Raw genomic sequence first — 25728 nt, 5'->3', positions numbered from 1 at the left:
GCCTTATGGCCGGGCCCGACCGTGGACGTATGACAAGCAATCTTGATAGATTGCACGTCCGCACCATCGTGTAGCAGTAGCTTCGCCGCCGGTTCCGCTCCGGAATCCCCGGTGACCGGGTCCGTCAAACAACTGACCGGCGTCCAGGACGCAGACTTGGGGGAGTCGACATGCGACTTGTTAGATCCGTTCCGAAGTGTTTCCAGAACCGCCCTCATCAGTACACCCGGCTGTGGAGCGTTGCGCTGTGCGCGGCACTGGTCGGCGGTGTTGCCGCTTGTTCGGGCGAGCCGCGGCCGGCTGTAGGTGTGGAGGACCCGCCGGACCCGACTATCGTGCGGGAGGTGGTTGAGCCCAGTGCGCTGACGCGGCACCTGGAGGCGCTGCAGGCGGCGGCCGACGCGAACGGCGGGAACCGGGCCGCTGCCACCGGGGGTTACGAGGCGTCCGCGGTATACGTCGAGGAGCAGCTGCGTGCGGCGGGGTACGAACCGCGTCGGCAGGAGTTCAGCTACGACGGCCACGACAACCCCGTCGACACGTTCAACATCCTGGCCGACACCGGCAGCGGCTCGGGAAGCGTGCTGGTACTCGGCGCGCACCTGGACTCGGTCCAGGAGGGGCCCGGGCTCAACGACAACGGCAGCGGGGTCGCCGCGGTGCTCGAGGTCGCGCTGCGGCTCGCCGAGGAGGGCGCCGTGCCGCGGGAGCGGATCCGGTTCGCGTTTTGGGGCGGCGAGGAGGACGGGTTGTACGGCTCGGCACACTACGTCGAGGAGCTCTCCCGCGCGGAGTCCGCCGCGCACGTCGCGTACCTGAACCTCGACGTGGTGGGCTCGCCGAACGCGGTGGTGTTCGTGTACGACGGCGACGGCTCCGACAGCGAGGAAGCCGGGCCCGAGGGGTCGGGCGCTGTCGAGCAGGTATTCCTGGACATCCTGCGCGCCGAGGGGGTCGAGGCGCTGCCGTTCGGGTTCATCGGCGATTCGGACTACGACGCGTTCGTGCAAGGTGGCATCCCGGCCGGTGGCCTGTTCACGGGCGACGCGGGGACCAAGAGCGAGGCCGAGGCACGCACATTCGGCGGACAGGCTGGACTGCAGTACGACGAGTGCTTCCACCTCGCCTGCGACAACATCGAGAACGTGGACATGGCCATGCTGGAGCAAATGACCGAAACCCTCATGAGCGCGACGGTCTCGCTCGGCGGCATCGAGGGCGGCCTCGCCGAGGGCTCGGCGACCGGGGAGGACGCCGGGGCGTCACCATCCGGGCCATCATCGTGATGGCACTACCAGCGCAGGCCACCCGTAGATCCTGACCGTAAGTTGAGTAGTGTGCTGTCTTGGAGAACCGGGCCCGGCGCCGAAACCGGCACTGGCCCCCGCCTACGTCAGGTGCAACAACGTCCGGAATTCACCGCCCGTGGTCGGCAGGGCCACCCGGTCCCCGTCTAGAGCTTCGCGACCTCCACCAGGTGCGGCGCGCGGCAGGCAGCGCTGCCTTGTGGCCTGGGGGTCCAAGCAGCGTCGGAGGACTGGGTGCTGCGGGTGCGGGATGCCAATGGCGCCATTACGGCCCATCGCATCCGATGAAGCTGCACGAATGACCGAGACCGTTATGGACACAGGGCCGGAGCCCGGCGGGGTGGGGGCGCGTTCCGCCGGACTCCGGAGCCTTGGCCGCCTCGGCGCCAGTGTGGTTGGTCCTCGGGATCAAGACTGAGCCTATTTTCGCGTGCCGTGCTTCGAAAAACCTCAGTCCCGCAATTCAATCCCCAAAGCCCCCTAATCGTGGGGAGGGCAGTAAATCCGACGCCTCTTGAGAAGGTGCGCACCTGGCCTTCCAGCCTTGAGGATCGTTTCCCCGCCGCTTGCGCCGTGCACCGGAACCGTCGAACCCGGCTGTTGCCTCTTGAGGTTTTCGCAACTGCTTGCCTGTACGTTTTCATGATCCGGCCGCAGCCGATGCAAACCCGCTGGAGACCATGGCCGAAGTCATGCTTACACGCGGCGAAACACTCGGCACCATGGAAGCGGCCCACGCCGCGCTGCGGATAGAACCCCTGCACGCCAATGCGATCCGGCTGATCCTGCGGGCCTACCTGGAAGAAGGCAACCACGCCGGCGCACTGGACGCCTATCGTGATTACAGCTCCCGCACGCGGACCGAGTTCGGTGTCGCCCTCCCCGCGGACGTCACCGGGATCATTCGACCGCTGCTCATCAAGACTGGATAACTGGAAGCTGGACCGGTTCTTGTCCACCTGAGGAAAACCTCGTCGACCTCTTTGCGACCTGCCTGATGGCGGAACGGAACGTGTCCAACCCCGACCTAGGCTCGCATAGGCGTCGGCGTGTAGCCGTGTGAGGGCGGGGACCAGCGGTTTCAGTTCGGGCACTTCCAAGGCGTCGGATAGCGCACGTTCCAGGGTGGCGTCGTGGACGGGCCTGCTCTGCTCAAGCAGGGCGATACCGCTGAGCGTGTGTTCGGTGTAGATGCCGCGTCGGTCGTCGGCGCAGAGGATGCGGGTCAGGAGGCCGCGGTCTTCGAGGCGGTTGACCAGGCGTGTGGTGGCGCTGGCGCTGAGCGCGGTGGCGCGGGCCAGTTGCTGCATGCGCATGTGCCAGCCGTCCTGGCGGCTGAGCGCATCAAGGACGGTGTACTCCACGACCGACAGCTGCGCTTCGGCCTGCAACGAGCGTTCCAGCTCCATGGAGCTGGAACGCTCGAGTGCGCGCCGGACCGACAATGCCAGTTGGCCCCACACCACGATAACGACGACGGCGGGGCGGCCATAAACAGTGGCTGCTTGGACAACAGAAGGCCGGGCCGTCTTCCGATAGGAGACAGCCCGGCCTTTGTTGATGAAGCGGTACGAACTCTTGACGGATTGTGATGCAGGTCATAAAGTTCCACGATACGGTTTACGTCCGGGCTCTCCGGACGGGGAAGTGGCAGCCATGAGTGCTTGGAACAACGACTTGGGCGATTCCGATCTGGCGGTCCGCAACGCCGATCCTTCCCTGTATAACGAAGATCTCGCTCCGCTGCCGGCGTCTCAGCGGACCTGGGGATGGTTTGCCATCTTCAACGTCTGGTCGAACGACATCCAAAGCCTTGCCGGCTACACCTTGGCGGCGAGCCTGTTCATTACCGCGGGCATCAATGGCTGGTTTGTCTTCGCTGCCATCCTCCTTGCCGGTTTCATCGTGAAGCTCCTCGTCGATCTCAGTGGACGGCCCAGCGTCAAATACGGCTTCCCTTATCCCGTCCTCGCGCGCGCCTCCATGGGTGTGCGGGGCGCGCAGTTCCCGGCGATCGTCAGGGCAGTCGTCGCTGTGTTCTGGTACGGCGCGCAAACCTACTTCGCGTCCACTGCCATCGCCTTGGCGCTCAATGCGGTTATGGGCGATCCTGGCGGAGCGGAGTTCCTGGGCATGAACTGGGTTTCCTGGGTCTCCTACGTGCTCGCCTCCGTGCTGCAGGTTGCCCTGTTCCTTGGAGGAATCGACAGGATCGCGAACTTCCTCAACATCGTCGGGCCTGGCGTCTACGTGGTGATGATCGCCCTGCTGGTTGCCATCTGGGTGCAGGTCGGGTCCGGTCTGCCGCAGGCGGTGGGCACCCTCTTCTCCAACGATGACGTAACCGGCTGGGCTGCCGTGGCCGCGTTCGTGGGAGTGGTGGGTACGATGATCGCCTACTTCGCCGCCGTCGTCATCAACTTCGGGGACTTCGCCCGCAATGTACGCAGCGAACGGGCCATGCGCTTCGGCAACTTCACCGGACTGCCGCTGAGCCTGGCGCTCTTCACCTTCCTGTCGGTGTTCATTACAGCCGGCGCCTACCTCCTCTACCAGGACGGCGAGGGCAACCCGCTGACCAATCCTGCCGACATCGTCGGGCTCGTAGACAACGTCCCGCTGACGGTTTTGGCGGCAGTGACCTTCCTCCTCGCGACGCTAGGCATCAACGTCGTCGCAAACTTCATCCCACCGTCATACTCGCTGTCCAACATCAATCCAGCCAGGATCTCGTTCCGTACGGCAGGCATGATCACCGCGGCTGCCGGCTTCGTCATTGGTGCGCTCTGGGTGGCCGTCATCGCGAACATCGGCCTGCCGCGGTTCGTGGACACACTGGGAGCGGTCCTCGCACCGCTCTACGGCATCATCATCGCCGACTACTACATCGTGCGGAAGCAACGGTTGAACCTGAACGACCTTTACTCCGCGGACCCGAAGGGGATCTACCATTTCACCCGCGGCTGGAACCGGCGGGCGGTGGTGGCCTTCGCCATCGCCGGCGTCTTCTCCATCCTGACTGTGTGGTTGCCGCAACTGGCGCAGCTTAGCGGTTTTGCCTGGGTCTTCGGGGCGGTCCTCGGTGGGCTCTTCCATTGGCTGGCCATGCGCGGCCACGTGGTCCTAACGTCTGCCGACGACCGCTGACGTATACCTGCATCACAACTGACCGGTGGCAGTGAAGCGGGTCGGATCCAGTCCATGAATAACGATGACGGCGGCGGCTGCCGGGCCAACCGGATTGCCGTGCCAGCGCGGGGGCTGGACTTGGGTTTCCCCGCCTCCGCCGTTATCGACTGCGGCGGAGGCGGGGTGACCCTGTTCTAAGGCTTAGCGGGTGGGCAGGTTGTAGTGCTCAGCGACCAACTCAACCGTGCGCGCGTGGATGGCCCGTGAGTGCCCTCCGGTAACCAGCATCAGCTCGTCGGCGCCGGTTTGCTCGTGGAGTTCTTCAAGTCCCTCGGCAACTTCGCTGGCGGTTCCGTGGAGGGTGCGGTCGGTCCATTCGTCGAGGAACTGCCGCTCCGGGAATGTGGCGGGATAGTCTTCAACGTCCTTCGGGTGAAGGATGGAGAAGCCCTGCTGCTTGAACATGCGCATCATGCCCATGGCCGTGGTTGCCGCCTGGCGCCGTGCCTCGGCCGGATCGTCATTGGCGATTGCTCCTACGCTGACCAGGCTGTACGGCTCGTCCAGGAATGTGGAAGGGCGGAAGTTCTCGCGGTAGATCCGCATGGCATTGAGGACGTCGGCGCTGCCGAACTGCAATGCGAAGGCGTACGGCCGGCCCAGCCGCGCGGCCACGTGTGCGGAGTAGATCGAGGAACCCAGGATCCAGACATCAGGGCTGGTCTTCGTCGGCGGGATCTGATTCTGCTCGTCTTGCCAGGGTCCCGGCACGGCGTGCACATGCTGGTAGGGGTGGCCCTGCGGGAAGTCGTTGCCCATGAATCCGAGCAGTTCCTCGATCTGCTCGGGGAACTCGTCGTTCGCCGTGTGGTGCCGGCGTAATGCCATCGCGGTCGCACCGTCGGTGCCGGGCGCGCGTCCCAGTCCGAGATCGATTCGTCCCGGGGCCAGCGTCTCGAGCATGCCGAACTGCTCGGCGATCATCAGGGGCACGTGGTTGGGCAGCATGATCCCGCCCGCACCGAGCCTGATGTGCTCGGTCTCGCCGATCAGCCGGGCCACCATGAGCTGAGGTGACGACGTCGAAGCTCCCGGCATGGCGTGGTGCTCGGACATCCAGAACCGGTGGAATCCAAGCCGGTCGGCCAACTGCGCCAGCGAAATGACATCCTCGAATACTTCCTGCACAGAGTGGCCGACGCCGGTTAGCGCGTTATCGAGCACGGACAGGACGAACGGGGCGGTACCGGACGGGGCTGGGCGATTCATGAACTACCTTACTTCTCACGGATGTAGAACGCTTTTGGCGTGATCCTGAGACTATCCTTTCTTCACGGTAAAAGGCAACTTGTACCGTGACACAATGCGGTGCTCGAAGTTTCTTGCGGGCGTCGCGTCGTGAAACAGCGACGCCCGCAAGACGCTAACTTCCTGGTGGTTCAGGTAATTAGCGGGCCAACGAGGCCGCGGCTCCGTCGGCCGCAGACTCGACCAGGTTGCTCTTGCCCAGCGGCTGCTCAGTCTCAACGGCGCGGGCCCAGTCGTCAGTGGAAGCCACGGCGGCGAAATTCGAGTTCAGCAGGGCCATCAGGGTCGTGTGCACGGTCTTCGCATCCACGGTGCCGGCGCTGTTCGAGATGTTGATGGCGCCGGTCGCGTCCGAGAGGACCTCGGTGTTGAACGCGTGGATCTCGGCGTCGCTGGCGGAGGCGATGATGCAGTTGTTGGTCATGTATCCGGTGAGCGTGATCGTGTCGATCCCGTTCTCCCGGAGCCACTCCACCAGGCCGGTGCCGGGGAAAATGGAGCTGTACTGCTTGACCACGGACTTCCACGCGTCGGACTTGCGTTCTTCCAGCGAGGAGTGAAGCTGAAACTCGGTCATCGTCGGGTTGAACACGGGTGATTCTTCGCCGGCCGAGTGCTGGACGGTGACCACCGGGATGTTCGCCCTCTCCGCGGCGTCGATGGCCGCGGCGATACGCTGGATCGATTCCTCGCGCGGCGGGTACTGGATAGGCAGGAGTCCGGTGAAGTATTCCTGCTGGGCATCAATAACAATCAGGGCGCGACGGGGAGCCGTCATGTCTACCTCCTGGGTGGTTGGTGGGCGCGGTTTTCACGCTCTTCCCCAGTCTGTCCGCCCCGTATTCGTGCGACAATTGGCACAAGTGCATATAAACGATGGAAACAGGCCAACTAGGAGAGGATGGGTTTGCGAATCGCTGTCTACGCCTTCGAGGGCGTCACGATGTTCCACCTCGCCGTACCGCAGATGGTGTTCGGAGAGGTGGCCCGCCAGGGGCTGGCCGACTGGGAAACAATTCTGTTCACCGACGACGGCGATGCCATCCGCACCGCGGAGGGTTACCAGATCGGCGGGCTGGCCGGCCTCGACGCCGCGGCCGCTGCCGACGTTGTGGTCATTCCCTCCTGGGACGAGGACGGAAAGCGTCCGTCGGTGCAACTGGCTGGCGCGCTGCAACAAGCGCATGGGCAGGGCGCCACCGTCGTCGGGCTTTGTCTCGGGGCATTCGCGCTCGCCGACAGCGGACTCCTCGCCGCTCGCCCTGCCGTCACGCATTGGCACGCACTCGACGCGTTCAGCGAAAACTATCCCGACATCCCGGTGGACCGAACTGTCCTCTACATCGATCACGGTGACGTGCTGACCTCCGCGGGCACAGCTGCGGGGATCGACGCGTGCCTGCACATTGTCCGTTCCCGCCTCGGAGCTGAGGCCGCGAACCACGTCGCCCGCAGTCTCGTCGTCGCGCCGCACCGCAGCGGAGGCCAGGCCCAGTACATCGAGCGCCCCATTCTGCACCCGGGAGGCGCCAACCCCATTGCGGAAGCGCTCGACTGGGCGATCGAGCACCTCGGCGACAAGATCAGTGTTGACGATCTTGCCCGCGCCTCGCATATGAGCCGCCGCAGCTTCATCCGAACCTTCCGTGCGGCAACAGGCACGACACCCGCAACCTGGCTTCGCGCACGACGCCTGGATGAGGTCCGGAAGCTCCTGGAGATCACGGACCTTCCGATCGATCAGGTCGCAGCCCAATGCGGGTTCTCGAGCCCTATCACCATGCGGCAGAACTTCATGTCCGCGTATGCCACGACGCCTTCGGAGTACCGACGGCGTTTCAGCGCCCGTACGCCGGCGGCCTAAACAAATAACTTGAGCGCCGGGGTTCCACCGCTTCCACCGTCATTGCCTGTGAGTGCTTCCGAATTCAGGCCATGATCACGACGACGGCTGGGCTGCCTCGGCGGTGAATGGATTGCGGGCTGAGGCCTTGGTTCGTGAACCTTGACCCGGATAGTAGTTGGCGTCAGACTCAGAAAAAGTGTGTCCTTTACGCCTACCAAGGATGGTCACGACCATGAGTGCCTCACCCAAAAGGGACCGATCGGACGGATCGACAGGAGGCGTCCCTGCCAGACCGCCCGGCCGTTTCGCCATCGCCGCTCCACACATTTTCTGGCCGGCGTTGATCATCATCGCCTTCGCGGTTCTAATAGCCATTATTTTTCCGGACGCTACTGAAGGCGCATTGACGTCGGCGCAGAACGGCGTCGTTGCTGTCTTCGGGCCCTACTATTTGCTGGTTGTCGGCTTCTTTGTGGTCTTCGCAATCTGGACAGGGTTGAGCCGCTTCGGTGATATCAAACTAAGCAAGGACGAGGAAGAACCGGAGTTTAAGCTTGTCTCCTGGTTCGCGATGCTCTTCGCCGCCGGTATGGGGATCGGTCTGGTCTTCTGGGGAGCCGCTGAACCCCTGACCTTTTTCGTGAACCCCAAGCCGGGCGTCGAAGGCAGCCCTGCAGAATTGGCGCAGGCTGCCATGACGCAGACGTATCTGCACTGGGGATTTCATGCTTGGGCGATCTACGCCGTGGTCGGCCTTTCCCTGGCCTACGCCATTCACCGCAGAGGACGGTCGGTGTCCATTCGCTGGGCGCTGGAGCCTTTGCTGGGGGACCGGGTCCGTGGCCGGATCGGCGACGTCATAGACATTGTCGCCATTGTCGGAACACTGTTTGGCGTGGCCACTTCGCTGGGTTTGGGTGTCCAGCAGATATCCGCTGGGCTGGTCCAGTTGGGGGTGTTCCCTGAAAGCAGCGATGCGCTGCTTATCGGCCTCATCACGGTTATCACGCTGATCGCGATGATGTCCGTTGTCAGCGGTGTTGGCAGAGGCATCAAATGGTTGTCGAACATCAACCTCGGCATGGCGGGCGTATTCCTGATTTCGATCCTGCTGTTGGGGCCCACGCTGTTTCTGTTCCGCGAGTTTGTGCAGTCCTTCGGGGCCTATCTGCAGGACGCGGTCGGCCTGACATTCAACACCACGGCCTATGCCGGACAGGAAGGCCGGGAGTGGCAGGGCGGCTGGACCGTTTTCTACTGGGGTTGGTGGATGTCGTGGGCACCATTTGTCGGGCTGTTCATCGCCCGCATTTCCCGTGGCCGGACCATCCGTGAATTTGTCCTGGGTGTGTTGCTGGTCCCCTCGATGGTCAGTTTTATTTGGTTCGCCGTCATGGGCGGCACCACCATCCAGCGGGCGTTCAACGACTTTAACGGCGGACTTTTCGACCCGGACGAGGGGATCGTGTCCGAGAGAGTCCTGTTCAGCATGCTCGACGGGTTGCCGTTGGGCGGCGTGCTCTCCGTTATTGCCGTGTTCCTGGTCGCCATCTTCTTCATTACGTCGTCAGACTCGGGCTCCCTGGTGGTGGACATGCTCGCCTCCGGAGGCGAGACCGATCCGCCGAAGTGGAGTCGTGTGATGTGGGCGATACTGGAAGGGCTCGTGGCAATCGCGCTGCTGCTTGCCGGTGGATTGTCGGCATTGCAAACCGGTTCCATCCTGACGGCCCTGCCGCTCAGTGTCATCATCGTCGGCATGTGTATCGGTCTGTATAAGGCTCTCAATGCCGAGCACCAGGTGCTCCTCCGGGCGGAACGGCGTCAGCGGCGGGAGGAACTTGCCCGCGAGGTCAGTGCTGACGTCACCGGCAGCCTTTCCACGAACTTCGACCAGCACTTTGGTGAGCGGATTGATGACCGGATCGAAAATGCCCTTCCTGATGAGGTCGAGACAAGGCCGCGTCCATGGCTGCCGGCCAAGAAACCCCGTCTAAAGAACCGGAAGACCCCGAGGTAGCCGCCGGCTGAGTAGGAAACATACGGTGAGGTGATTTCTGAGTAGACGGACCCGATAATGATCAATGTTCCGTAGCTGTAGACGGAGGCACAACCGATACACACGTCGATCCACAACCACGCCAGCGCGCTGGCCGCTTACCGGGGCTTCAGCTCCCGGATGCGGGCAGAGTTCGGCGCCGCCATCCCGGCGGAGGTCACCGGACTCATCCGCCCGCTGCTCATCAATTCCATATAAACCCACGGGCGAAACACCCGCAGGCTGGTTGTCTCATCGGTGATCCGGCTACCCGGGGGAGCGGCGCCTGCTGCGGCCGCTGAGGAAGAGGTAAGCGCCCGCGCCTGCTGCCAGGAAACCGATGACACCAAGAACGATCAGCTGGGTGCTGATTCCCGTGATGACCAGGGCGAAGCCGGCCACGATGATCAGCAGGCCGTATACTATTCGGGCTCCGCTCCTGTCGGAGGGCCCGTTGTCCTGTAATTGGCGGGCCAGATCCGGGTCCTCTGCGGCGAGTTCCTCTTCGAGCTCCCGAAGACGCCTGCGCTCTTCATCCGATAACGACATCGAAGCCTTCTTGTCCTTGGGTAGGCCGGTCAGGTGGAAACGGCCAACAGGCGGCCGGTACCGGTGTTCGCCTTGAATACTTTGATTCATTATGGCCTCGTCAGGAGAGACTCTCCAGAGCAGGGCAGGGGAACCGGTCAGCCTGTTCGGCGGCGGGGACATGCCTCCACCTACACGGACATGTCGTGCTGCTCGCTGGCGCTGTATGGCAACAACTGCTCTTGTTGCCACTTGCTGGCTGTGGTCATCGGACAGATAAGAGTCCCGAGGGCGTTGGATCCGCCGACATTGACGCCGCTACAGCGTGGACCGCCACATACCCCACCGGAAGGCCATGACGCACGGCTCCCTGACGCCATCCTCTGAAGTCAGACAGATGCTGCATATCGATCTGGATGTTGTAGTGCAACCTTTATCCAAGGGCGATGTGCGAGCCTTTCCGGGCAGGCCGCGGGCCTTGGATAGTGGGGGATTGGAGGGCGTTGCGGCGGATCGCACCATGAGATTGTTGGGAGTGGTTTCACAATGACATCAAGAACCAGAAAAGCAGGTGCCCCTGTTCTCAGGGGCAAGGGACCGGTGGGGGTGGCTGCGGTTGCTGCGGCGGCCCTGCTTCTGCCGCCGGGTGTGGCTTATGCCGGTGTGGCGTCCGGTTTTACCGAGCTGGTCAGCGTTGACAGCGGTTCGATCCAGGGAGATGGTGACAGCCAGGCACCTTCGGTGAGTGCGGACGGGCGCTATGTGGCATTTGTATCGGCTGCCGGGAATCTCGTGCCGGAGGACACCAACGGGGGTCTGGACTCCACGAGTTCCGGTTATGACATTTTCGTCCGTGACCGGCTTACCGGCACGACGGAGCGCGTGAGCGTGTCAAGCAACGGACGCGAAGCCGACGGGGACAGCGGGTTCCTGGGCAATATGGGCGGACCCTCGATCAGTGCCGACGGCAGGTATGTGGCCTTCGCCTCCGAAGCGACCAACCTGGTCAGCGGCGATAAGAACGGTACCGTGGACGTCTTTGTCCGCGACCGGCAGGCCGGAACCACGACCAGGGTCAGTGTGGCCAGCGGCGGAGACGAGACCGGCGGCGGACAGGGCCCGGACATCAGCGCCGACGGCCGGTACATCGCGTTCACCTCGTTCGCCGAGGACGTGGTGCCCGGCGATACGAACTTCGCGCCGGATATTTTCGTGCACGACATCCAGGCCGGTACCACCGAGAGGATCAGCCAGGCACCGGACGGGACCGGGGCCAACGGCGGATCCTCGTTCGCCCCGCACCTCAGCGCGGACGGGAACTTCGTCTACTTCTCCTCGTCGGCGTCCAACCTGGTGCCGGGCATCGAAGGCGACGGCGACACCGACGCGTTCCTGTTCAACCGGGCCAGCGGGGAGATGACCGCGGTGACGGCAGGCCAGGGCAACCCCGACTCCTTCGTGCTGGTGCACGGTATGGCGGACGGCATGAGCAGCAACGGCAGGTACCTGAGCTTCACCACGAAGGACGATCAGTTCGCGGACGAGAGTACCGATACCAACGGATTCACCGACGACGCCTGGCTCTACGACACGGTCACCGGTGACTACACGCTGGTGGGAGTCAACGACGCCGGTGAGCAGGGCGATGAATTCACGTTCGGCGGGGACGTCAGCGACGACGGCCGCTACGTGTCGCTGGTCTCCAGGGCCACGAACTTCGGCGGCCCGGCCAACTTCCGCGAAAACGTCTACCAGCGCGACCTGACCACGGGCACCACATCGCTGATCAGCGCGGCCAGCGACGGCACGTTCGGTGACTTGGCCAGCCTGGCCCCGTCAATGACGCCGGACGGGAAGGTCACCGCGTACGATTCGCGGTCCTCGACCCTGGTACCGGAGGATTCCAACGGGTCGACCAGCGATATCTTTGTCCGCGATATGCGTCCCGCGGCGGATCTTGGCCTGACGATGACTGATTCGCCGGATCCGGTCACCGCCAGGCAGGAGCTTACGTACACGCTGGAGGTAACCAACAATGGCCCGACAGCGGCATCAGGGATTTCGCTCAAGGATCAACTGCCGGACGAGGACCTGGTCTCCGTGACCACGACCCAGGGCACCTGCCTGGAAGAGAAGGTCAATGGCGACATCAGTCTTGCCTGCGACCTCGGGACCCTGACCGCGGGACAAACAGCCACCGTTACGATTGTCGTCATACCGGCCAGGGATGGGACGGTCAGCAACTCCGCGTCGGTGAGGGCAAACCAGCCTGACCCGGACACCGCCAACAACAGCGCGACCGAAACCACGTCGGTGGCACCCTGGAAGTAGCCTGATTCGCAAGCTGTTCCGGTGCCGCCGAAGTCTGAAGGGGCGACGGCGGTGCGGGATCGGCCCGCAACATGCCGGCACCGGCCTTCACCATTGGCCGGGAGGAATTTTGCTATGCGTTGGTGTCGGCGTACTGGGTCGGCCAGCCGTCGCGACCCTTCTGCTGCAGCCATCGGGCCATGAACTTCAGTGGTGGGCAGGCGGGGCTGCAGCTGCGGATGCACCCGGATGTCCGCTCCGTACCCGGGCTGATCGAGGCTCAAACATCGGAGGCGGTCTCGGCGGCGCAGACAAGCTGCAGGAGGTGCCGGCGTTCAGCCTGCGCGCAGGTGGCCGCCTCCATGGCTTCACTCATGTGTTCAAGCTGTTCTTGGACCGCGCTGCCCGTGGGCTGTGTTGGTCCCGTTTCAGCCGGCGAGCGAGGCGTAGAGGACGTAGTTGTCTTCGAAGATGCCGGTGTCGGGGTTGTAGCCGTCGCAGGTGATCAGGCGCAGTTCCGGTCCTTCAGTGTTGCCGTAGACCTCGAGCGTGGGGAACTGGTTCTTCTGGTATTGCTCGCCGCGGTCCACGGTGAAGACCACGCTGGTGCCGTCTTCGCGCTGGACGCGGATGCTGTCGCCCTTGGTCAGTTCCGGCAGCCGGGCGAAGACACCGGGGGTCTGGCTGAGCGAGTTCACATGACCCAGCAGCACGGCCGGGCCCGGATCGCCAGGCGCGGGGGAGCCGGTGTACCAGCCGGCCGGGGCGCCGTCGTCCTCCGGCGGTACTTCCAGTGTGCCGTTTTCCTGCAGGCCGAGGTGGAGCAGTTCCGAGGAGACCCCGATCTTCTCAATCTGCATCGAATCCGGCGCGGCTGCAGGCTCGGCGGCCGGTTCGCTTGGCTTCGCAGCCTCCGCCGGGGTGGAACTGGATGCAGTCGTGGAACTGGAAGCAGCTGCGGAACCGGACGGGGAGGCGGCCGCACGTCCAGCGCCGGACGTGGGGTCAGAAGCGGGGGCGGGCGCCGCCGTCGTTGTTGGGGTTGGTGGTGTTGGGCTGGAGGGCGGCGAGGTGCCGCAGGCGGTCAGGAGCAGGGCGGCCGCCGCGGTCAGCAGTGCTGGTCCGCGGCGGCCTTTTCTACCAATCGTCATGGCTGGTGTGCTGTCCTGCCGTGCCTAGGACTTGGCCATGCTGCGGCGGACAATCCACGTTCCGCCTGCCGCTGCGGCCAGGACCAGGCCACCGCCGAGGGCGAGCATTTCGGTGGTGTTGTTCTCCGTGACTTCCACGCCCGTGTCCGGGGCGCCGTCGGGCATTGCGCCCATCTGGGAGGCGGCGAGCGTGCCGCAGGCTGCCGGCGAGGTCGCGGCCAGCGGCAGCTCGGGAACGAGGTCGCTCATCTTCTCCTGCGCCTCCGCGCTCAGGGTTGCCGGATCCAGGCCATGGACAACGACGACGGCGGTGCCCGCCTCGAGCGAGGCCGCGGTGTCGGCGTTGAGCTCGAACGTGCGGTCGTAGGTGTAGGCGCCGCCCTGGCCGCCGACCTCGAGGGTCAGCCCGGCGTCGGGGCTGGTGTCGCCCGAGGTGGCCAGCGTGGTGCCGATGTGGCCGTAGAAGGGGTGGCCTTCGGTGGTGGAGACCACGCCGTCGCCGTCGGTATCTGCTTCCGGGCCGGGGCAGGTGCCCTGGGCTCCGATGTGGATGTGCTGGACGTGCGGGTAGGGAGCGTCGTTGAAGGTTTCGGCCAGCCCGGAAACATCCATCTTGACGTGGGCCTGGTTGCCGGTGACGTCCACCATGACGGTACCGGTGGCGCTGCTGCCGTTTAGCGCGCCGAGGTTGGCCTGGTAGTGGTCGGAATCGCCGTGGGCCATGGCGGGGGAGCCTGCCAGGGCGACGGCGCCGAGGGCCAGTGCGGGAATGGTCATCAAACGCATCTTCTTGTTCACGAAAGGATCCTCCAGAATGCGGGTTGTCAACGCTCCGGTTGTGGAGCGCATACAAGGCATTCGGAGTGACCCGCACCACGGATTGGATTTTTTTGAAGAAAGTGAAAAATTACCTCGACGTAATGTTGCGGCAACGTCCAACCGACAGCATGGAAAGGGACAAGCAATTGGGGACAGGGAGTCAGAATGAAACGTGTTGGATTGATTCGCACTCTATCTACCGAGGCTCGAGGGCTGCTTCAGCTCCACGGACAGATCCTGCAATCGGCCTTTCCCTTTGCTGTGGTCTCCCGCGCCATTCCGTTCCAGCCCGAGGCGGTGCACGATGCGGAATCCTGCGTCCGCGCCGCACCCAAAGTGGTTGCCTTGGCCAGGGAACTTGCTCCCGCGGTCGACGGCATTATTATCAGCTGTTCCGCCGATCCAGGCCTGGCAGAAGCTCGCCTGGCGGTGGACGTGCCGGTAGTTGGAGCCGGGGCAGCGGGCGCCGCGGCGGCAATGGCCATGGGCGTTCGCATTGGCGTCCTCGGCATAACGCAGGAGGCGCCCGAAGCCGTTGCCTCCGCCCTGGGCACCCGGCTTATTGCAGTTGAATCACCGCAGAGCGTCAACTTCAGTACAGAGCTGTTGACGCCGACCGGAGTGTTCGAAACTCTCGACGCCGGCCACAGGCTGGCGGATGCCGGGGCGGATGTGATTCTGCTGGCCTGTACCGGCTTCACGAGCATGGGCATAGGAAAGGAACTGAACCGGCGGCTCGGTCTTCCCGTAGTTGACTGCGTCTTGGCCGCCGGGGCAGCCCTCGCTGCCGCCGAGTCCGGACGCGCGAGGCCGCCAGCCTCGATAGGCGCAGCTGCCTAGCAGAGGTCGGGCGCAGGAGACGCTCACCGCGGATTCTGCAGGCCGGTCAGCCACTCGCGGGCCATCTTCATCACCTGCTCCGGATCGGTGGTTGTTTCGATCGCAGGACGCCGGGCCCGGCGTGGGCCACGGATGATGCGCGCCCGGAAACCATCGTGGCCGGTTTCCTGCCAGGCCCGGATGACGAGCGTAACGGGAACTGCGTTCCTGCGGGTGCTTTCGTCTGCTGTGCCGGTCATGATCAGCCACTCCCTCGATGCGTTATGTGCTCTTGGGATCCACCGTAGGAAGCGAAGCTATGCCCCAGCTATGAAGAGGCCCTGCCCTGGATATGAGTGGCGGGTTCAGCGCTCGCGGTTCGCGGTTCAGAGATCGGAGTCGAGGGTGAAGCCGCAGCTGCAGCGGTAGGTGCGCACTGTCGTTGCCTCGGGCTCAGGCAGGACCGTTTCGGCGGTCAGAATCATGAGCGGTGCGGTGATGGGGAGATCTGCGGCGTTGACCAACTGCATGGGTTCCCCGCAGTGGACATGCTCGGCGATGGTGCGTGCGAGTGCCTCGTCTTCCTGGCAGGCCGCGGAGGCTTCAGAGGCGGCGGGAGCGGAGTTCCCCGTGCAGCCGCGCCACCGCAGGCCTTCTGACGAAAATGCTTCTACAGCGGTCATACTGATTTTTCCCGGGGCGTAGGCAGGACAGGTCCTCGACGCATTCCGTGGCTCCTTTGTCCGGCCGGCTTCGTTGCCGGCGACAACCTCAATCCTACGGCTCGTGGGTTCCGGGTGACAGGGGCCCCTGGGGTCCGCAACCGTTCCGTAATCTGCCAAGTACGAAAGACAACGGAATCACAACGCCGCGCCGCCCACCGTTCCCCAGATCAGCGCCTGCAGCCAGATCGGGATCAAGTCGGCTCCGACCCCGCTGGCGGCAGGTCAGGATTCAGGTCTTCAATGCGCGGATCCTCCGCGGTCCAAACCTGGAGTATGGCCCAGATAACGGCGGCCAGCGGCACCGAGAGCACCGCACCGATAATCCCGGCGAGGATGGTACCGGCGGTGAGCGCGAACAGGATGACGAGAGCGTGCAGCTTCAGGGCGTTGCCCATCACGATCGGCTGCAGCAGATCGCCCTCCAGCTGGTTCACCGCAATCACAATAATGACCACAATCAGCGCCACTACGGGCCCGTTGGCCACGAGCGCCACCAGCGCGGCGAGAATGCCGGCCACGGTGGCACCCACCAGCGGGATGAATGCGCCGAGGAACACGATCATGGCCAGCGGGATGGCCAGCGGAACCTGCAGGATCAGCAGGGCGATGCCGATGGCCGTGGCATCCACCAGCGCTATGATCGCCGTGCCGCGGACGTAACCGCCCAGAACCTCAAGCGTGCGGGAGCCTGCCCGGCGCAATTTGGCCGCACGCCGTCCACCGAACGGGCGCAGGAAGAAGTTCCAGATCTTCTGGCCATCCTTGAGGAAGAAGAACAGCACGACCACCATCAGCGTGGTGCCGGCGATGAACTCGGTGACCGCCGAGAGACCTGTAAGGGCGCCGGATCGGACCTGCTGGCTGGTGGCAAAATCGATCAGCGCCTCGCGAGCCTCATTGATCTGTGCCTGATCGATCGGCAGCGGGCCGGTCAGCAGGAAGGATTGCAGCTCGTCGAGACCGGATGCGGCGGCCGTGACGAGTTCGTCCCATTCGCTCCGGACCGCCACCACAATCACGGTGGTGGTCGCGGCCAGCAGTACCAGCAGGCTGAGGAAGGCGATTACTGTCGCCAGCGCTCCCGGCACGCCCTTCCGGCGCATCAGGTTCACAAACGGGCCGATCGCCGCGGCGAGGATCAGCGCGATCATCACGGGGATGACCAGCAACCGGATCTGCAGCAGGCCGTAGATGGAGACCGCTACAAGGGCCAGAATCAGCAGGACCTGGGCCGCGCGGCTTCCCGCACGGCCCAATCCGTCCTGCCAAGCCCGTGCACCCGGCGAGGTTCCGTCTTGCCTGGCCATGCTGCTGCTCATGCAGTTCCTCAGGCGGCAGCCGGTTGGTGTTCCCGGACGGCCCGGCGCCGGGCGTTGCGCTGTTCCTGCACGCGCGCCAGCTGCTGCTGGCGTTCGGCTTCCTGCTTGTCGGCGATCAGGGACGAGTGCAGGCGGAGCCGTTCCTCCTGCGGGACCAGCATCAGGTAGTTCGGCAGCGTGGCGATCATGTGCCGTACCTTGGGGCAGAACGGCCGGACCGCCAGGCGCCTGCGCTGCGCGTCGGACAGTGCCGTGGTGATCAGGCTCGAGGCCAGCGCCTTGCCCAGCCGTCCACCGGGGACATCGGTAAAGAGCATCCAGATTTCGCCCTTGTGGATGCGGTAATGCAGGGAGGCCACCACAGCTCCGTCAATGTAGGCATCGAACTGTGAGGCGCCGAAATTGTCCCGTACTACAGGCTTCATGGGGGTGGCCTTTCTCGTAAGCATGCTTTCTATTCCGTAGTTAGAAGCAAAGCATGCTTACTTTCTTGTTGCAAGACAGACCTGTCTGTTTTTTTCGTTTGCTACAGAATTGGTCGCCCGCCGGTGACCGCAATGCGGGCGCCGGAGATGTAGCTGCCGTCGTCGGAGGCAAGCAGGACGTAGGTGGGCGCCAGTTCAGCAGGCTGCCCGGCGCGCCCCAACGGCGTGTTGCTTCCGAAGGATTCCACCTTCTCCGGCGGCATGGTCGAGGGGATCAGGGGAGTCCAGATCGGACCGGGCGCAACGCTGTTCACCCGGATGCCCTTCTCGCCGAGCAGCTGTGCCAGGCTGGCGGAGAAGTTGGCGATTGCCGCCTTGGTTGCGGCGTAGGGTGCCAGGGTGGGGTTGGGCATGTCTGAGTTGACCGAAGAGCTGCCGATGATTGAAGACCCCGGCGCCATGTGGGGGAGTGCCGCCTTGACCAGATAGAACATCGCGTTGATGTTCACCTTGAAGGTGTGCTCCCACTCCTCGTCGCTGATTTCCTCGATCGTCTCGTGAGTCATCTGGTAGGCGGCGTTGTTGACCAGGATGTCGATCTTGCCGAACTCCTGCACGGCCGTATCGATGATCTTCCGGCAGTGTTCGGCCGTATCCAGGTCGCCGGGCACGAGGACTGCTTTCCGCCCGGCTTCCTCCACCAGCCGGGCTGTGTCGCGGGCGTCCTCGTCCTCGCTGAGGTAGGAGATCAGCACGTCTGCCCCTTCGCGGGCGAACGCGATGGCCACCGCCCGGCCGATCCCGCTGTCGCCTCCGGTGATGACCGCGGCCTTGCCTTTGAGCTTGTCCATGCCGCGATAGCTCTGTTCCCCGCAATCGGGCACCGGTGTCATCTCGGACTGGGTGCCGGGTACTTCCTGCTGCTGCTTGGGCTGGTTCATGGCGTCCTCCTGCTGGACTGCTTGATCGGGTTGCTGTCCGACAATAGTAAGCAGACTTATAAGACGTCCGACGGCGGACGTCGCCTTTGGTGTTCGGCCAGCCATTGCGCGCGGCTTGAGCCAATCTTGAGCACGGTCCCAACCTTGAGCAAAGTCTGAGCCGAAGCTTCGTGAAGCCCGGCGCGTTCCTTGAGGTCCGGCCGTCAAAGTAGTCAATATCGGCCGGCGCGCATAACCAAAGCTGATCCGCCCTTCTTGGGGGAGGGTGGAGCAGCTACCAAATGAAAAGCGAAGAGGGTGCGGCCACGTGTGGCCGCACCCTCTTGAGTAGTGATTCAGTCAGTCTTTCTTGAACGCGTCCTTGACCTTCTCGCCGGCGTCTTTGAGGTCTGCCTTGGACTGGTCCTTCTTGCCCTCGGACTGCAGGCTCTGGTCGTCGGTGGCGTCTCCGGCTGCTTCCTTGGCCTTGCCGCCTGCACGCTCTGCGGCGTTTCCGATCTTGTCATCCAAACCCATGGTGTTTCTCCTACGGTCGATGGTTGCTGCCGGTGTATCACCCGGCAGGCCGGACATTCCTAACCCTACTTACTATCGCGGTTGTTCGCCAGCGCCGGAACTTTGCACCCTCGCTGATCCGGGCCGCCGCAACGTTGGCGTAAAACGCATCGTATAACCTGTTTTTCCGCGTGTTTACGGGGCGCAGTACGGTAACGACTATGGTTTTTACAAGTGCCGGTTGGTAGCTTGGACGTATTGGAAAGGGTCCTGCTGGGGAGCAGGACACTCGCACGCGGTGCTCGGGGCGGCACCAGTTGGCGTGATGCGGGAACGCGCACCGTACCGCATCACCATCCGCTGCGGCCCTTCATGGGGGAGGACCGAAGCATCGTACCCTGCGGTTTCGCGGGGCATATGAGGTAGAGGTTTGACGTCGAAACCGGTAGGCAGCGAAGCCGCCCGGTGTGACTGCGTACAACCGCTTGGGGGAACAGATGAGGTATTTCCCTCTCCGGGAAACCGGAGGTGAGAGGTCCAGTTCCGCTGTGCCCCGGCACCGCCGGCGCGCAGCAGCCAGAAGCCGCGGAAGTGTCCGCGCGAAATCCGGCCGGCATACCGCGCTGACGATAATGCGCACCGCGCTGGCCACGGCAGTAATGTTCGCCATGCTCGTGCTCGGCTGGCCCGCCGCCGCGATGGCAACGCCCTCTCCCAGCCCCTCCGCCACCCCCTCCGCCACCGCCACGGCACCAGCCGATGACCACGGAGCCGCCAGGACGGTCAAGGAACTCGTGGATGATTCCACCACCCGCGAGCTGAGCACCCAGGCACCTGAGCTCTCCGGCATCTCGCCGTCGCCCGCGCCGCAGACCTCGCCCACTGCTCCGGACACAACGCCTCCGGCGGAAACAACCACTCCGGACCCGGCTCCGGCAGGCACCACGCCCCCTGCCACGGATCCGACAAAGCCACCGCCAACAACGACGACGCCGGAAGAAGTCGTCCCGACCACGCCTCCGCCCACCACAACGCCGCCGGTCGTCAGCCCGCCGCCCACTTCGGTGGAACCGCCGGCCACGGTTGATCCGCCGGCCACCGGGGGAACCACCACGCCCCCGCCCGCCACGGACGGCGGCAACGTGGACATTCCCGTCCCGCCGCCCGTCGACGAGATCAACCCGGGCACGCCCAAGGAAACCGAGGCCCCGCCCGCGGATACCGGCGAAGGCAGCCCGGACACCCCGGACAACACCAACGGCGAAGCCGCCCCGGAAACCCCCGGCACCCCGGACGGCGCAGGCGAGCCCGTCGCGGTCGCCCCGAACATCACCGTCGTCGAAGGCAAGCCCACGCCCAAGGAAGACGCCAACGGCAACAGCATCGAAAAGCCCGAGCCCCGCGACGACGACGATGACAATGACGGCATCAAGAACGCGGACGTCCTGGTCAACGTGAACTGGCAGGTCAACGGCCGCTCCGCCAGCCACGAGGAGGTCAGCAGCCTCGGCGTCAGCGCACACCTGATGCTGGCCCCGGGCTCGGTCAACGGCGCGCAGTTCGGCGTCCCCGCCATCGGCTTCGAAGATGGCGGCCGCGTCACCATCAAGGAGGGCTTCTCGCCCGGCCAGCAGTGCCGGCTGCTCTCGCGCTCCCTCGCCGGCAAGGCCCTCCCGGACAGCGGCGCCACCGTTGCACTAAATGCAGGCGTCAACTCGTTCACCATCACCAACTCCCTGGACTGCAGCAACCAGGAAGGTGACCTGCAGCTGTTGAAGACCGCGGGCACCCCGGTCCCGAGCGAGGCCGGCAGCTGGAGCATCAGCTACGACATCACCGTCACCAACACCTCTCGCAGCTCGGACAACACCTACAGCCTCTCGGACACGCTGGGCTTCGGCCCCGGCGTCACCATCAAGTCCGCCACCTGGACCCGCACCGGCGGGGCACCGGCGTCGGGCTCCTGGGCCAGCCCCGATGCCAACCGCACCACCGTCCTCGCGCCAGCCGGCACCGTGATCGGCCACAGTCCGGACGGCAACACCGTCCACACCTACAGCGTGCACGCCGTGGTCGCCGTGCCCGACGGTACCCGCGCCGCCCACCTGGACTGCCGGATCGACAGCGGCAGCGGCACCGGGCTGACCAGTTCCGTGCAGCTGAACGGGCTCAGCGCCAAGGCCTGCCAGCCGTTGCCCGTGACCCTCAAGGCCACCAACAGCTGGAACATCAACGGCACCGTGTACGCCGGCGGCAGCCAGCCCGATGGCTTCGCGGCCGAGCTGGTCCTGCCGGACGGCGGGGGAGCGCCGGCCCCGGGCAAATGGGGCACGGTTTATGCGTACGACGCCGGCACCCGCCTTGCGCTCGGCGCCAACCTCACGCTGCCGGCCGGCTGCGCCGTGGCCAACTCGGACGGTCTCGGCAAGATCACCAAGCTGATGATCGCCAACGAGGTCGCCGTCACCAACAACATCGACTGCCAGCAGCAGCTCACCCTCATCAAGGCCGTCGGCCCGCGGCCGCCGGCCGGCATCAGCCCGGATGACTGGAAGCTCTCCGCCACCCCGGCCGGTGGCGAAGCCGCCACCGTCGCCGGCGCCACCGGAATCGCCGGCAGCGTGGCCGCCGGCACCGCCTACGACCTATCCGAAACGGCCGGCTTCATCGGCGGCACGGAGTTCCTCGCCAGCGACTGGTCCTGCGAACTGGACAGCGGCAGCGGCACCCTGCACCAGGACGGCACCATCGTGGTCCCGTCCTACGGGCAGAGCATCGTCTGCGCCATCGTCAGCAGTTGGGAAGCGCCGGCCCTGAACGTCACCAAGTCCGCCCGCGAGCCGGTCAAGGTTTCCGGCGCCGGGGAGGGCGTCTGGGACGTGGTGTACGAGGTCTCCGTGGAGAACCCGTCCGTGGTCGCCGGCGCCACCTACAACCTGACCGACACCTTGGACTTCGGCGCCGGCGTGGACATCCTGAACGCCCGGTGGATGCTCTTGGGAACATCCGACGGCGGCGAATGGCCTGATCCCGAAACGGATCCTGCCGCTGTGCTCGCCACCGACCGCAGCCTTGAACTCCTGGACAGCCACCTCTACCTGGTCAATGTGCGTATCAAGCTGGATCCGAACATTCCGGCCGAGCAACTGGACTGCGTGGCCGATGCCGCCTCGGGAACCGGGCTGCGGAACACCGTGCAGCTTGATGAAGAGGGCCGCGGCAGCATCTGCATTCCGGCACCCAGCGGGGAGCCGGTCTTCACAGCAGCGCCGGAAGCTGACCAGCCGGGAGCCAGCGCTCCTGACATCGAACGTGCGGAAGCGGACCTCCTGCCCATTCCTCCGCTCGGCGGCCAGACCGAAGCACCCGAGGCAACCAACGCCAACGAGGACCAGCAACCGGCCAGCCCGGGGGAGTCACAGACCGAGGCTGAGCAGCCAGTGGCAGCAGAGGGCATGATGCGACCGCAGCTGCTCCAGCTGGATCCCGCGTTCGCCCTGTCTGAAACGGGAACTCTGTCCGCCATCGCCGCGGTGATACTCCTGATCGGCGCGTACGGCGCAGTGCTCTTTGCAGCCCGCAAACGCTCCTGAACTTGGCCGTGAACAGGCAGTTCACATGTTGCTCGCCTTCCCGCAATCTTGACGCTAGGCAGCAGGCCGAGCAGTGGCGTAGGGTGGATTCACCCTCGCAGGGGGCACTCCGGGGAAGCATCGAGCATAAGGAGCACGAATGTCAGGCAAGCCCTACCTTTCGCCGAAGGAAGCCTTCCCCGCGCACTTGGAGACTCTCTCCCGCGAGGAGCTGGATCTGCTGGCGCAGCAGCTGCAGGAGGAAGTCTTCCGGGAGTGCAACGCGGGGGCGGGTGAAGCCAACCCGGAAACCCTACTGCGGCAGTCGCTCGTGGAACTTGAACTCGCCGCCCGGGACAGCGACGGCGAATAGCCTCCTGCCTCGAAGCTGTACGGTCATATTGCCGTTGGCCCAACTTCGGCGCGCAGAAGGTCAACGCTTCGCGTATGTGTGAGGCGGATCGATTCCGCAACAACGCCCTCCGGTGAACCCGTGCGCTCCAGCGCATTGCGCTGCTGCCGGGCCCCGGTTCCCCTGCCACGCAACTGCCCATACAGCCGCCGTACCTGCGCCTCATCCCCGTTGTCAGCAAGCGCCTCCCTGACGTGCTCCAGCAGCATGTCGAGGACGTGGGAAGCCTTGCAGGGCCTGCCCGTCATTGGGTGCAGTAGATCGCCTTCGATTCCCCACCTGCTCGCCTGCCAAGCCGCGAGCCGCAGGATAGCAACGGGTACGGGGTCCGGAGCCTTGCCCGACCGCCAGTCCCGGGCGGCCGTCGCAACCAGGGCCCGGGTGAGGGCGGCGATCAGCACGGTGTCGTCGGACTCCAGACAGACATCGTTGACCCGGATCTCCACCGTCGGGTAGTTGTTGGACAGCCGGGCGTCAAAGTAGAGCATCGCTTTATCAAGTACGACGCCGGTCGCCAGCATCTGCTCGATCGTGCGGTAATAGGCAGACGCCGAGCCGAAGATGTCCAGCGGCCCGGTAGATGGCCAACGCGACCAGGCTTGGCCGCGGAAGCTGGCATAGCCGGTATCGATGCCCTGCGAGAACGGGGAATTGCTGGCCAGCGCCGCCAGGACGGGGAGCCAGATCCGGATGCGGTCGAGGACGGCCACGCCTTCTTCATCCGAGTCCACACTGACGTGGACGTGGCATCCGGACGTCAACTGCTCCCGGGCCGTCAGCCCATAACGCGCGATCATGATCCCCACACGTTCATCGGGTGCGGGGTGGGGGACCGTGGGCAGGGGAGCCATTGCCAAGGCAGCCGTCCGTACACCAACGTCCTTGGCACACTCATCGGCAAAGGCTCTCCCCGTCCTGATATCAGTAGCCAAATCCGCGAGGGAGCTGTGAGGCCTGCTGATGACTTCGATCTGCTCCTGCTGGAATTCTGTTGCCAGCCTTGAACCGTTGAATTCCGGAAGTGACGGATCAGCAGAAATGTCCCGCACCGTGTCCGGCAGCCCTTGCTGGTAGCAGTCCATCAGTGCAAGGGCGAGCGGCACCGCGTGTCCGCTCTCGGGGTCCACCAACAACAGTTCCTCTTCGACTCCGAATGTACGCATGCAGCCCTGCCGTTCTCGTGATTGATGGATCAAGACTCGGATGTCAACACTATGAGCCAGGCAAGGCCGCGACAATGTGCGCCGGTCGATTGGCTGCCTCACCCGGGCACCGCGGACTCCAAGGTTTCGCCAACCACTCGTTGCTACAAATAGAGCGTCTCGTCACCATCCAGAGAGGTCCGGTGTGCACGTGGTTACTGTTCCCATCACCAAGTCCGTCCGCCGGCACCTGAGCGCCGGCTCAGTTCTGCGGACGTCCGACGCCATCGCCATCACTGCCTCGGTTGCTGCCGGCCTGTTCCTGGTCCCCGTGTCCGGAATAGGTGCTGACGGAGGCTCCGGCTGGGCTGCCTTCGTTCTCGGCTTCGCGTGGTTCTGCGCACTGGCCCTGACCTACCGGAGTGACATCCTGTTTCCACGCCGGGCAATGGCGGAGTGCTGGAGCGCAGCCAAGGCAACGTTCTGGGCCTTCAGTTTCTTCGCCGCGTGGGTACTGCTGGTCGAGATCGACGTGGCTCCCGGGCTTTTCCTGATCGCCCTGCCGCTCGGTGGCGCGTTCCTGATGACTGCCCGCTACCTGCTGCTACGCGAAAAGTCACGGGACCTGGACTGGGTTGATCGTGCTCTCGCTCAAGCCAACGTGAAAGGGCCCGGCGACTCGGAATGACCGAAGGCGGAGCCAGACGTTAGAGTTCTGGAATGATCCGCATTCTGACCATTTGCACCGGGAACGTCTGCCGCTCTCCAATGGCGGAGCGGTTGCTGCAGCAAAAACTGGACCAAGTCCGCCCAGGCGTCTTCGATGTCCAGAGTGCCGGCATCCAAGCCCTCGTCAATTCGCCTATGGACACCCGCGCGGCAGGCCTGCTCCATGTCCTCGGCGGATCTTCTGAAGGTTTTGCCGCCAGGCAACTGCAAGAATCCCATCTGGCAAACGTCGACTTGGTGCTGGCCATGAGTATCGAGCACCGGGACCGGATCCTCAACCTGATGCCCCGCCTGTTGAAGCGGACCTTTACGGTGCGCGAACTCGCCCGGATGATCGATGCTCTCGAAGCAGACCCGGACACGGAAATCCCCGGCGGCACATCTGACAAAGAAGTCGAATACCGGTGGAAGCGACTGCCCCACCTAGCCGCCCTCAAGCGCTACCAGGCCCGCGCTGTGGACCAAAACGAAGACGAAATCGTGGATCCGTACCGCCGTGACGACACCGTCTACCAGCAGATGGTCAGGGATCTTATACCTGCAGTGGAACGTTTGGTCGAATTCGAAGCGAAGATTACTCCCGAGCTTAGATAAACCCTTTGATCGCCCGTATACTTCATACGGGAATGGTCTGTCGGGGAAAGGCAGGCATCGTAGGGGGAGCTTCAACTTAATGCGTACAACCGTCGAGGAACCGAGTCACGACATCAGGG

Annotated in this window: 24 protein-coding genes and 1 pseudogene; 12 read left to right on the top strand and 13 right to left on the bottom strand. The window is 64.4% G+C overall.

Translation table 11 applies throughout. From position 1 onward, the window contains the following. The first annotated feature begins 170 nt into the window (after positions 1-170). Entirely contained in the window at positions 171-1286 is a 1116-nt protein-coding gene (locus AC5RWO_RS02300) for a M20/M25/M40 family metallo-hydrolase (RefSeq protein WP_498729066.1), read from the top strand. A 647-nt stretch (positions 1287-1933) separates the two neighbouring features. Further along, positions 1934-2239: a bacterial transcriptional activator domain-containing protein gene (locus tag AC5RWO_RS02295; protein ID WP_498729065.1), complete on the top strand. Its 306-nt coding sequence runs from the start codon at positions 1934-1936 to the stop codon at positions 2237-2239. Between the two features lie 114 nt (positions 2240-2353). Here the strand turns inward: AC5RWO_RS02295 and AC5RWO_RS02290 are convergent. Further along, positions 2354-2773: pseudogene (locus AC5RWO_RS02290) on the bottom strand (MarR family winged helix-turn-helix transcriptional regulator); the annotation flags it as partial. A gap of 190 nt (positions 2774-2963) precedes the next feature. On the opposite strand from AC5RWO_RS02290, the gene AC5RWO_RS02285 reads away from it, so the two are divergent. Together AC5RWO_RS02285 and AC5RWO_RS02280 are read left to right on the top strand one after the other, a co-directional pair. Next, positions 2964-4454: an NCS1 family nucleobase:cation symporter-1 gene (locus AC5RWO_RS02285; RefSeq protein ID WP_498729063.1), complete on the top strand. Its 1491-nt coding sequence runs from the start codon at positions 2964-2966 to the stop codon at positions 4452-4454. 54 nt (positions 4455-4508) lie between these two features. After that, positions 4509-4634 carry a hypothetical protein gene (locus AC5RWO_RS02280; protein ID WP_498729062.1) on the top strand — a complete coding sequence of 42 codons (126 nt, stop codon included), beginning with the start codon at positions 4509-4511 and terminating at the stop codon, positions 4632-4634. 3 nt (positions 4635-4637) lie between these two features. On the opposite strand, the gene AC5RWO_RS02275 is transcribed toward AC5RWO_RS02280, so the two are convergent. After that, positions 4638-5705, bottom strand: coding sequence for an LLM class flavin-dependent oxidoreductase (locus AC5RWO_RS02275; protein ID WP_498729061.1), 1068 nt, complete (start codon positions 5703-5705; stop codon positions 4638-4640). A gap of 178 nt (positions 5706-5883) precedes the next feature. After that, positions 5884-6522: an isochorismatase family protein gene (locus AC5RWO_RS02270; protein ID WP_498729059.1), complete on the bottom strand. Its 639-nt coding sequence runs from the start codon at positions 6520-6522 to the stop codon at positions 5884-5886. A 123-nt stretch (positions 6523-6645) separates the two neighbouring features. Between AC5RWO_RS02270 and AC5RWO_RS02265 the strand changes: the two genes are divergently transcribed. Together AC5RWO_RS02265 and AC5RWO_RS02260 are read left to right on the top strand one after the other, a co-directional pair. Then, positions 6646-7608, top strand: a complete 963-nt coding sequence (locus AC5RWO_RS02265) for a GlxA family transcriptional regulator (RefSeq protein WP_498729057.1) — start codon at positions 6646-6648, stop codon at positions 7606-7608. 202 nt (positions 7609-7810) lie between these two features. Further along, the gene (locus AC5RWO_RS02260; protein WP_498729056.1) at positions 7811-9610 is read left to right on the top strand and encodes a BCCT family transporter; all 1800 of its coding nucleotides are present in this window, start codon (positions 7811-7813) and stop codon (positions 9608-9610) included. Positions 9611-9895: 285 nt separating this feature from the next. Here the strand turns inward: AC5RWO_RS02260 and AC5RWO_RS02255 are convergent, their stop codons facing one another. Then, positions 9896-10177, bottom strand: coding sequence for a DUF3040 domain-containing protein (locus AC5RWO_RS02255; RefSeq protein ID WP_498729055.1), 282 nt, complete (start codon positions 10175-10177; stop codon positions 9896-9898). A 585-nt stretch (positions 10178-10762) separates the two neighbouring features. Between AC5RWO_RS02255 and AC5RWO_RS02250 the strand changes: the two genes are divergently transcribed. Next, a complete protein-coding gene (locus AC5RWO_RS02250) occupies positions 10763-12487 on the top strand; it encodes a hypothetical protein (protein ID WP_498729054.1) in 1725 nt (574 codons plus the stop codon). Positions 12488-12894: 407 nt separating this feature from the next. Here AC5RWO_RS02250 and AC5RWO_RS02245 read toward each other — a convergent pair whose 3' ends face one another. Together AC5RWO_RS02245 and AC5RWO_RS02240 are read right to left on the bottom strand one after the other, a co-directional pair. After that, entirely contained in the window at positions 12895-13617 is a 723-nt protein-coding gene (locus tag AC5RWO_RS02245) for a class F sortase (protein ID WP_498729053.1), read from the bottom strand. 24 nt (positions 13618-13641) lie between these two features. Next, a complete protein-coding gene (locus AC5RWO_RS02240; RefSeq protein ID WP_498729052.1) occupies positions 13642-14415 on the bottom strand; it encodes a GVDTG sorting domain-containing protein in 774 nt (257 codons plus the stop codon). 186 nt (positions 14416-14601) lie between these two features. On the opposite strand from AC5RWO_RS02240, the gene AC5RWO_RS02235 reads away from it, so the two are divergent. After that, the gene (locus AC5RWO_RS02235) at positions 14602-15276 is read left to right on the top strand and encodes an aspartate/glutamate racemase family protein (protein ID WP_498729051.1); all 675 of its coding nucleotides are present in this window, start codon (positions 14602-14604) and stop codon (positions 15274-15276) included. 23 nt (positions 15277-15299) lie between these two features. On the opposite strand, the gene AC5RWO_RS02230 is transcribed toward AC5RWO_RS02235, so the two are convergent. From AC5RWO_RS02230 to AC5RWO_RS02205, 6 genes are all read right to left on the bottom strand, one after another. Further along, complete coding sequence (locus AC5RWO_RS02230) at positions 15300-15515, bottom strand: hypothetical protein (protein ID WP_498729050.1); 216 nt, start codon at positions 15513-15515, stop codon at positions 15300-15302. Between the two features lie 126 nt (positions 15516-15641). Next, positions 15642-15938 carry a hypothetical protein gene (locus AC5RWO_RS02225; protein WP_498729048.1) on the bottom strand — a complete coding sequence of 99 codons (297 nt, stop codon included), beginning with the start codon at positions 15936-15938 and terminating at the stop codon, positions 15642-15644. A gap of 233 nt (positions 15939-16171) precedes the next feature. Further along, positions 16172-17299: an AI-2E family transporter gene (locus tag AC5RWO_RS02220; protein ID WP_498729047.1), complete on the bottom strand. Its 1128-nt coding sequence runs from the start codon at positions 17297-17299 to the stop codon at positions 16172-16174. Between the two features lie 8 nt (positions 17300-17307). Next, on the bottom strand, positions 17308-17724 hold the full coding sequence (locus AC5RWO_RS02215; protein WP_498729046.1) for a GNAT family N-acetyltransferase: 417 nt from the start codon (positions 17722-17724) through the stop codon (positions 17308-17310). Between the two features lie 101 nt (positions 17725-17825). Continuing rightward, positions 17826-18665: a glucose 1-dehydrogenase gene (locus AC5RWO_RS02210; RefSeq protein ID WP_498729045.1), complete on the bottom strand. Its 840-nt coding sequence runs from the start codon at positions 18663-18665 to the stop codon at positions 17826-17828. Between the two features lie 339 nt (positions 18666-19004). Next, positions 19005-19181 (bottom strand): CsbD family protein, encoded by a 177-nt coding sequence (locus AC5RWO_RS02205; protein ID WP_498729043.1) that lies wholly within the window; start codon positions 19179-19181, stop codon positions 19005-19007. Positions 19182-19708: 527 nt separating this feature from the next. On the opposite strand from AC5RWO_RS02205, the gene AC5RWO_RS02200 reads away from it, so the two are divergent. After that, complete coding sequence (locus AC5RWO_RS02200) at positions 19709-22753, top strand: hypothetical protein (RefSeq protein WP_498729042.1); 3045 nt, start codon at positions 19709-19711, stop codon at positions 22751-22753. Positions 22754-22892: 139 nt separating this feature from the next. Beyond that, the gene (locus AC5RWO_RS02195) at positions 22893-23105 is read left to right on the top strand and encodes a hypothetical protein (RefSeq protein ID WP_169990901.1); all 213 of its coding nucleotides are present in this window, start codon (positions 22893-22895) and stop codon (positions 23103-23105) included. 23 nt (positions 23106-23128) lie between these two features. Here AC5RWO_RS02195 and AC5RWO_RS02190 read toward each other — a convergent pair whose 3' ends face one another. Further along, entirely contained in the window at positions 23129-24307 is a 1179-nt protein-coding gene (locus AC5RWO_RS02190; RefSeq protein ID WP_498729040.1) for a carboxylate-amine ligase, read from the bottom strand. Between the two features lie 190 nt (positions 24308-24497). Here AC5RWO_RS02190 and AC5RWO_RS02185 point away from each other — a divergent pair, with 190 nt between their 5' ends. Continuing rightward, the gene (locus tag AC5RWO_RS02185; protein ID WP_498729038.1) at positions 24498-24974 is read left to right on the top strand and encodes a hypothetical protein; all 477 of its coding nucleotides are present in this window, start codon (positions 24498-24500) and stop codon (positions 24972-24974) included. A 32-nt stretch (positions 24975-25006) separates the two neighbouring features. Continuing rightward, entirely contained in the window at positions 25007-25609 is a 603-nt protein-coding gene (locus tag AC5RWO_RS02180) for an arsenate reductase/protein-tyrosine-phosphatase family protein (RefSeq protein ID WP_498729036.1), read from the top strand. Positions 25610-25728: the final 119 nt, after the last annotated feature.

The organism is Arthrobacter sp. B055-34 (genome assembly GCF_059090425.1).
Note: the sequence above shows the minus strand (reverse complement) of the source record. Positions and strands in the feature narration are given on the sequence as shown.

What these genes read in the sequence shown, in the direction of transcription:
- AC5RWO_RS02260 (WP_498729056.1), top strand. Translation starts at nt 7,811, where the DNA reads ATGGTCACGACCATGAGTGCCTCACCCAAAAGGGACCGATCGGACGGA.
- AC5RWO_RS02225 (WP_498729048.1), bottom strand. Translation starts at nt 15,938, where the DNA reads ATGACCGCTGTAGAAGCATTTTCGTCAGAAGGCCTGCGGTGGCGCGGC.
- AC5RWO_RS02245 (WP_498729053.1), bottom strand. Translation starts at nt 13,617, where the DNA reads ATGACGATTGGTAGAAAAGGCCGCCGCGGACCAGCACTGCTGACCGCG.
- AC5RWO_RS02210 (WP_498729045.1), bottom strand. Translation starts at nt 18,665, where the DNA reads ATGAACCAGCCCAAGCAGCAGCAGGAAGTACCCGGCACCCAGTCCGAG.
- AC5RWO_RS02235 (WP_498729051.1), top strand. Translation starts at nt 14,602, where the DNA reads ATGAAACGTGTTGGATTGATTCGCACTCTATCTACCGAGGCTCGAGGG.
- AC5RWO_RS02270 (WP_498729059.1), bottom strand. Translation starts at nt 6,522, where the DNA reads ATGACGGCTCCCCGTCGCGCCCTGATTGTTATTGATGCCCAGCAGGAA.
- AC5RWO_RS02275 (WP_498729061.1), bottom strand. Translation starts at nt 5,705, where the DNA reads ATGAATCGCCCAGCCCCGTCCGGTACCGCCCCGTTCGTCCTGTCCGTG.
- AC5RWO_RS02255 (WP_498729055.1), bottom strand. Translation starts at nt 10,177, where the DNA reads ATGTCGTTATCGGATGAAGAGCGCAGGCGTCTTCGGGAGCTCGAAGAG.
- AC5RWO_RS02190 (WP_498729040.1), bottom strand. Translation starts at nt 24,307, where the DNA reads ATGCGTACATTCGGAGTCGAAGAGGAACTGTTGTTGGTGGACCCCGAG.
- AC5RWO_RS02300 (WP_498729066.1), top strand. Translation starts at nt 171, where the DNA reads ATGCGACTTGTTAGATCCGTTCCGAAGTGTTTCCAGAACCGCCCTCAT.
- AC5RWO_RS02205 (WP_498729043.1), bottom strand. Translation starts at nt 19,181, where the DNA reads ATGGGTTTGGATGACAAGATCGGAAACGCCGCAGAGCGTGCAGGCGGC.
- AC5RWO_RS02180 (WP_498729036.1), top strand. Translation starts at nt 25,007, where the DNA reads ATGATCCGCATTCTGACCATTTGCACCGGGAACGTCTGCCGCTCTCCA.
- AC5RWO_RS02220 (WP_498729047.1), bottom strand. Translation starts at nt 17,299, where the DNA reads ATGAGCAGCAGCATGGCCAGGCAAGACGGAACCTCGCCGGGTGCACGG.
- AC5RWO_RS02265 (WP_498729057.1), top strand. Translation starts at nt 6,646, where the DNA reads ATGGGTTTGCGAATCGCTGTCTACGCCTTCGAGGGCGTCACGATGTTC.
- AC5RWO_RS02285 (WP_498729063.1), top strand. Translation starts at nt 2,964, where the DNA reads ATGAGTGCTTGGAACAACGACTTGGGCGATTCCGATCTGGCGGTCCGC.
- AC5RWO_RS02230 (WP_498729050.1), bottom strand. Translation starts at nt 15,515, where the DNA reads ATGACCGGCACAGCAGACGAAAGCACCCGCAGGAACGCAGTTCCCGTT.
- AC5RWO_RS02195 (WP_169990901.1), top strand. Translation starts at nt 22,893, where the DNA reads ATGTCAGGCAAGCCCTACCTTTCGCCGAAGGAAGCCTTCCCCGCGCAC.
- AC5RWO_RS02280 (WP_498729062.1), top strand. Translation starts at nt 4,509, where the DNA reads ATGAATAACGATGACGGCGGCGGCTGCCGGGCCAACCGGATTGCCGTG.
- AC5RWO_RS02215 (WP_498729046.1), bottom strand. Translation starts at nt 17,724, where the DNA reads ATGAAGCCTGTAGTACGGGACAATTTCGGCGCCTCACAGTTCGATGCC.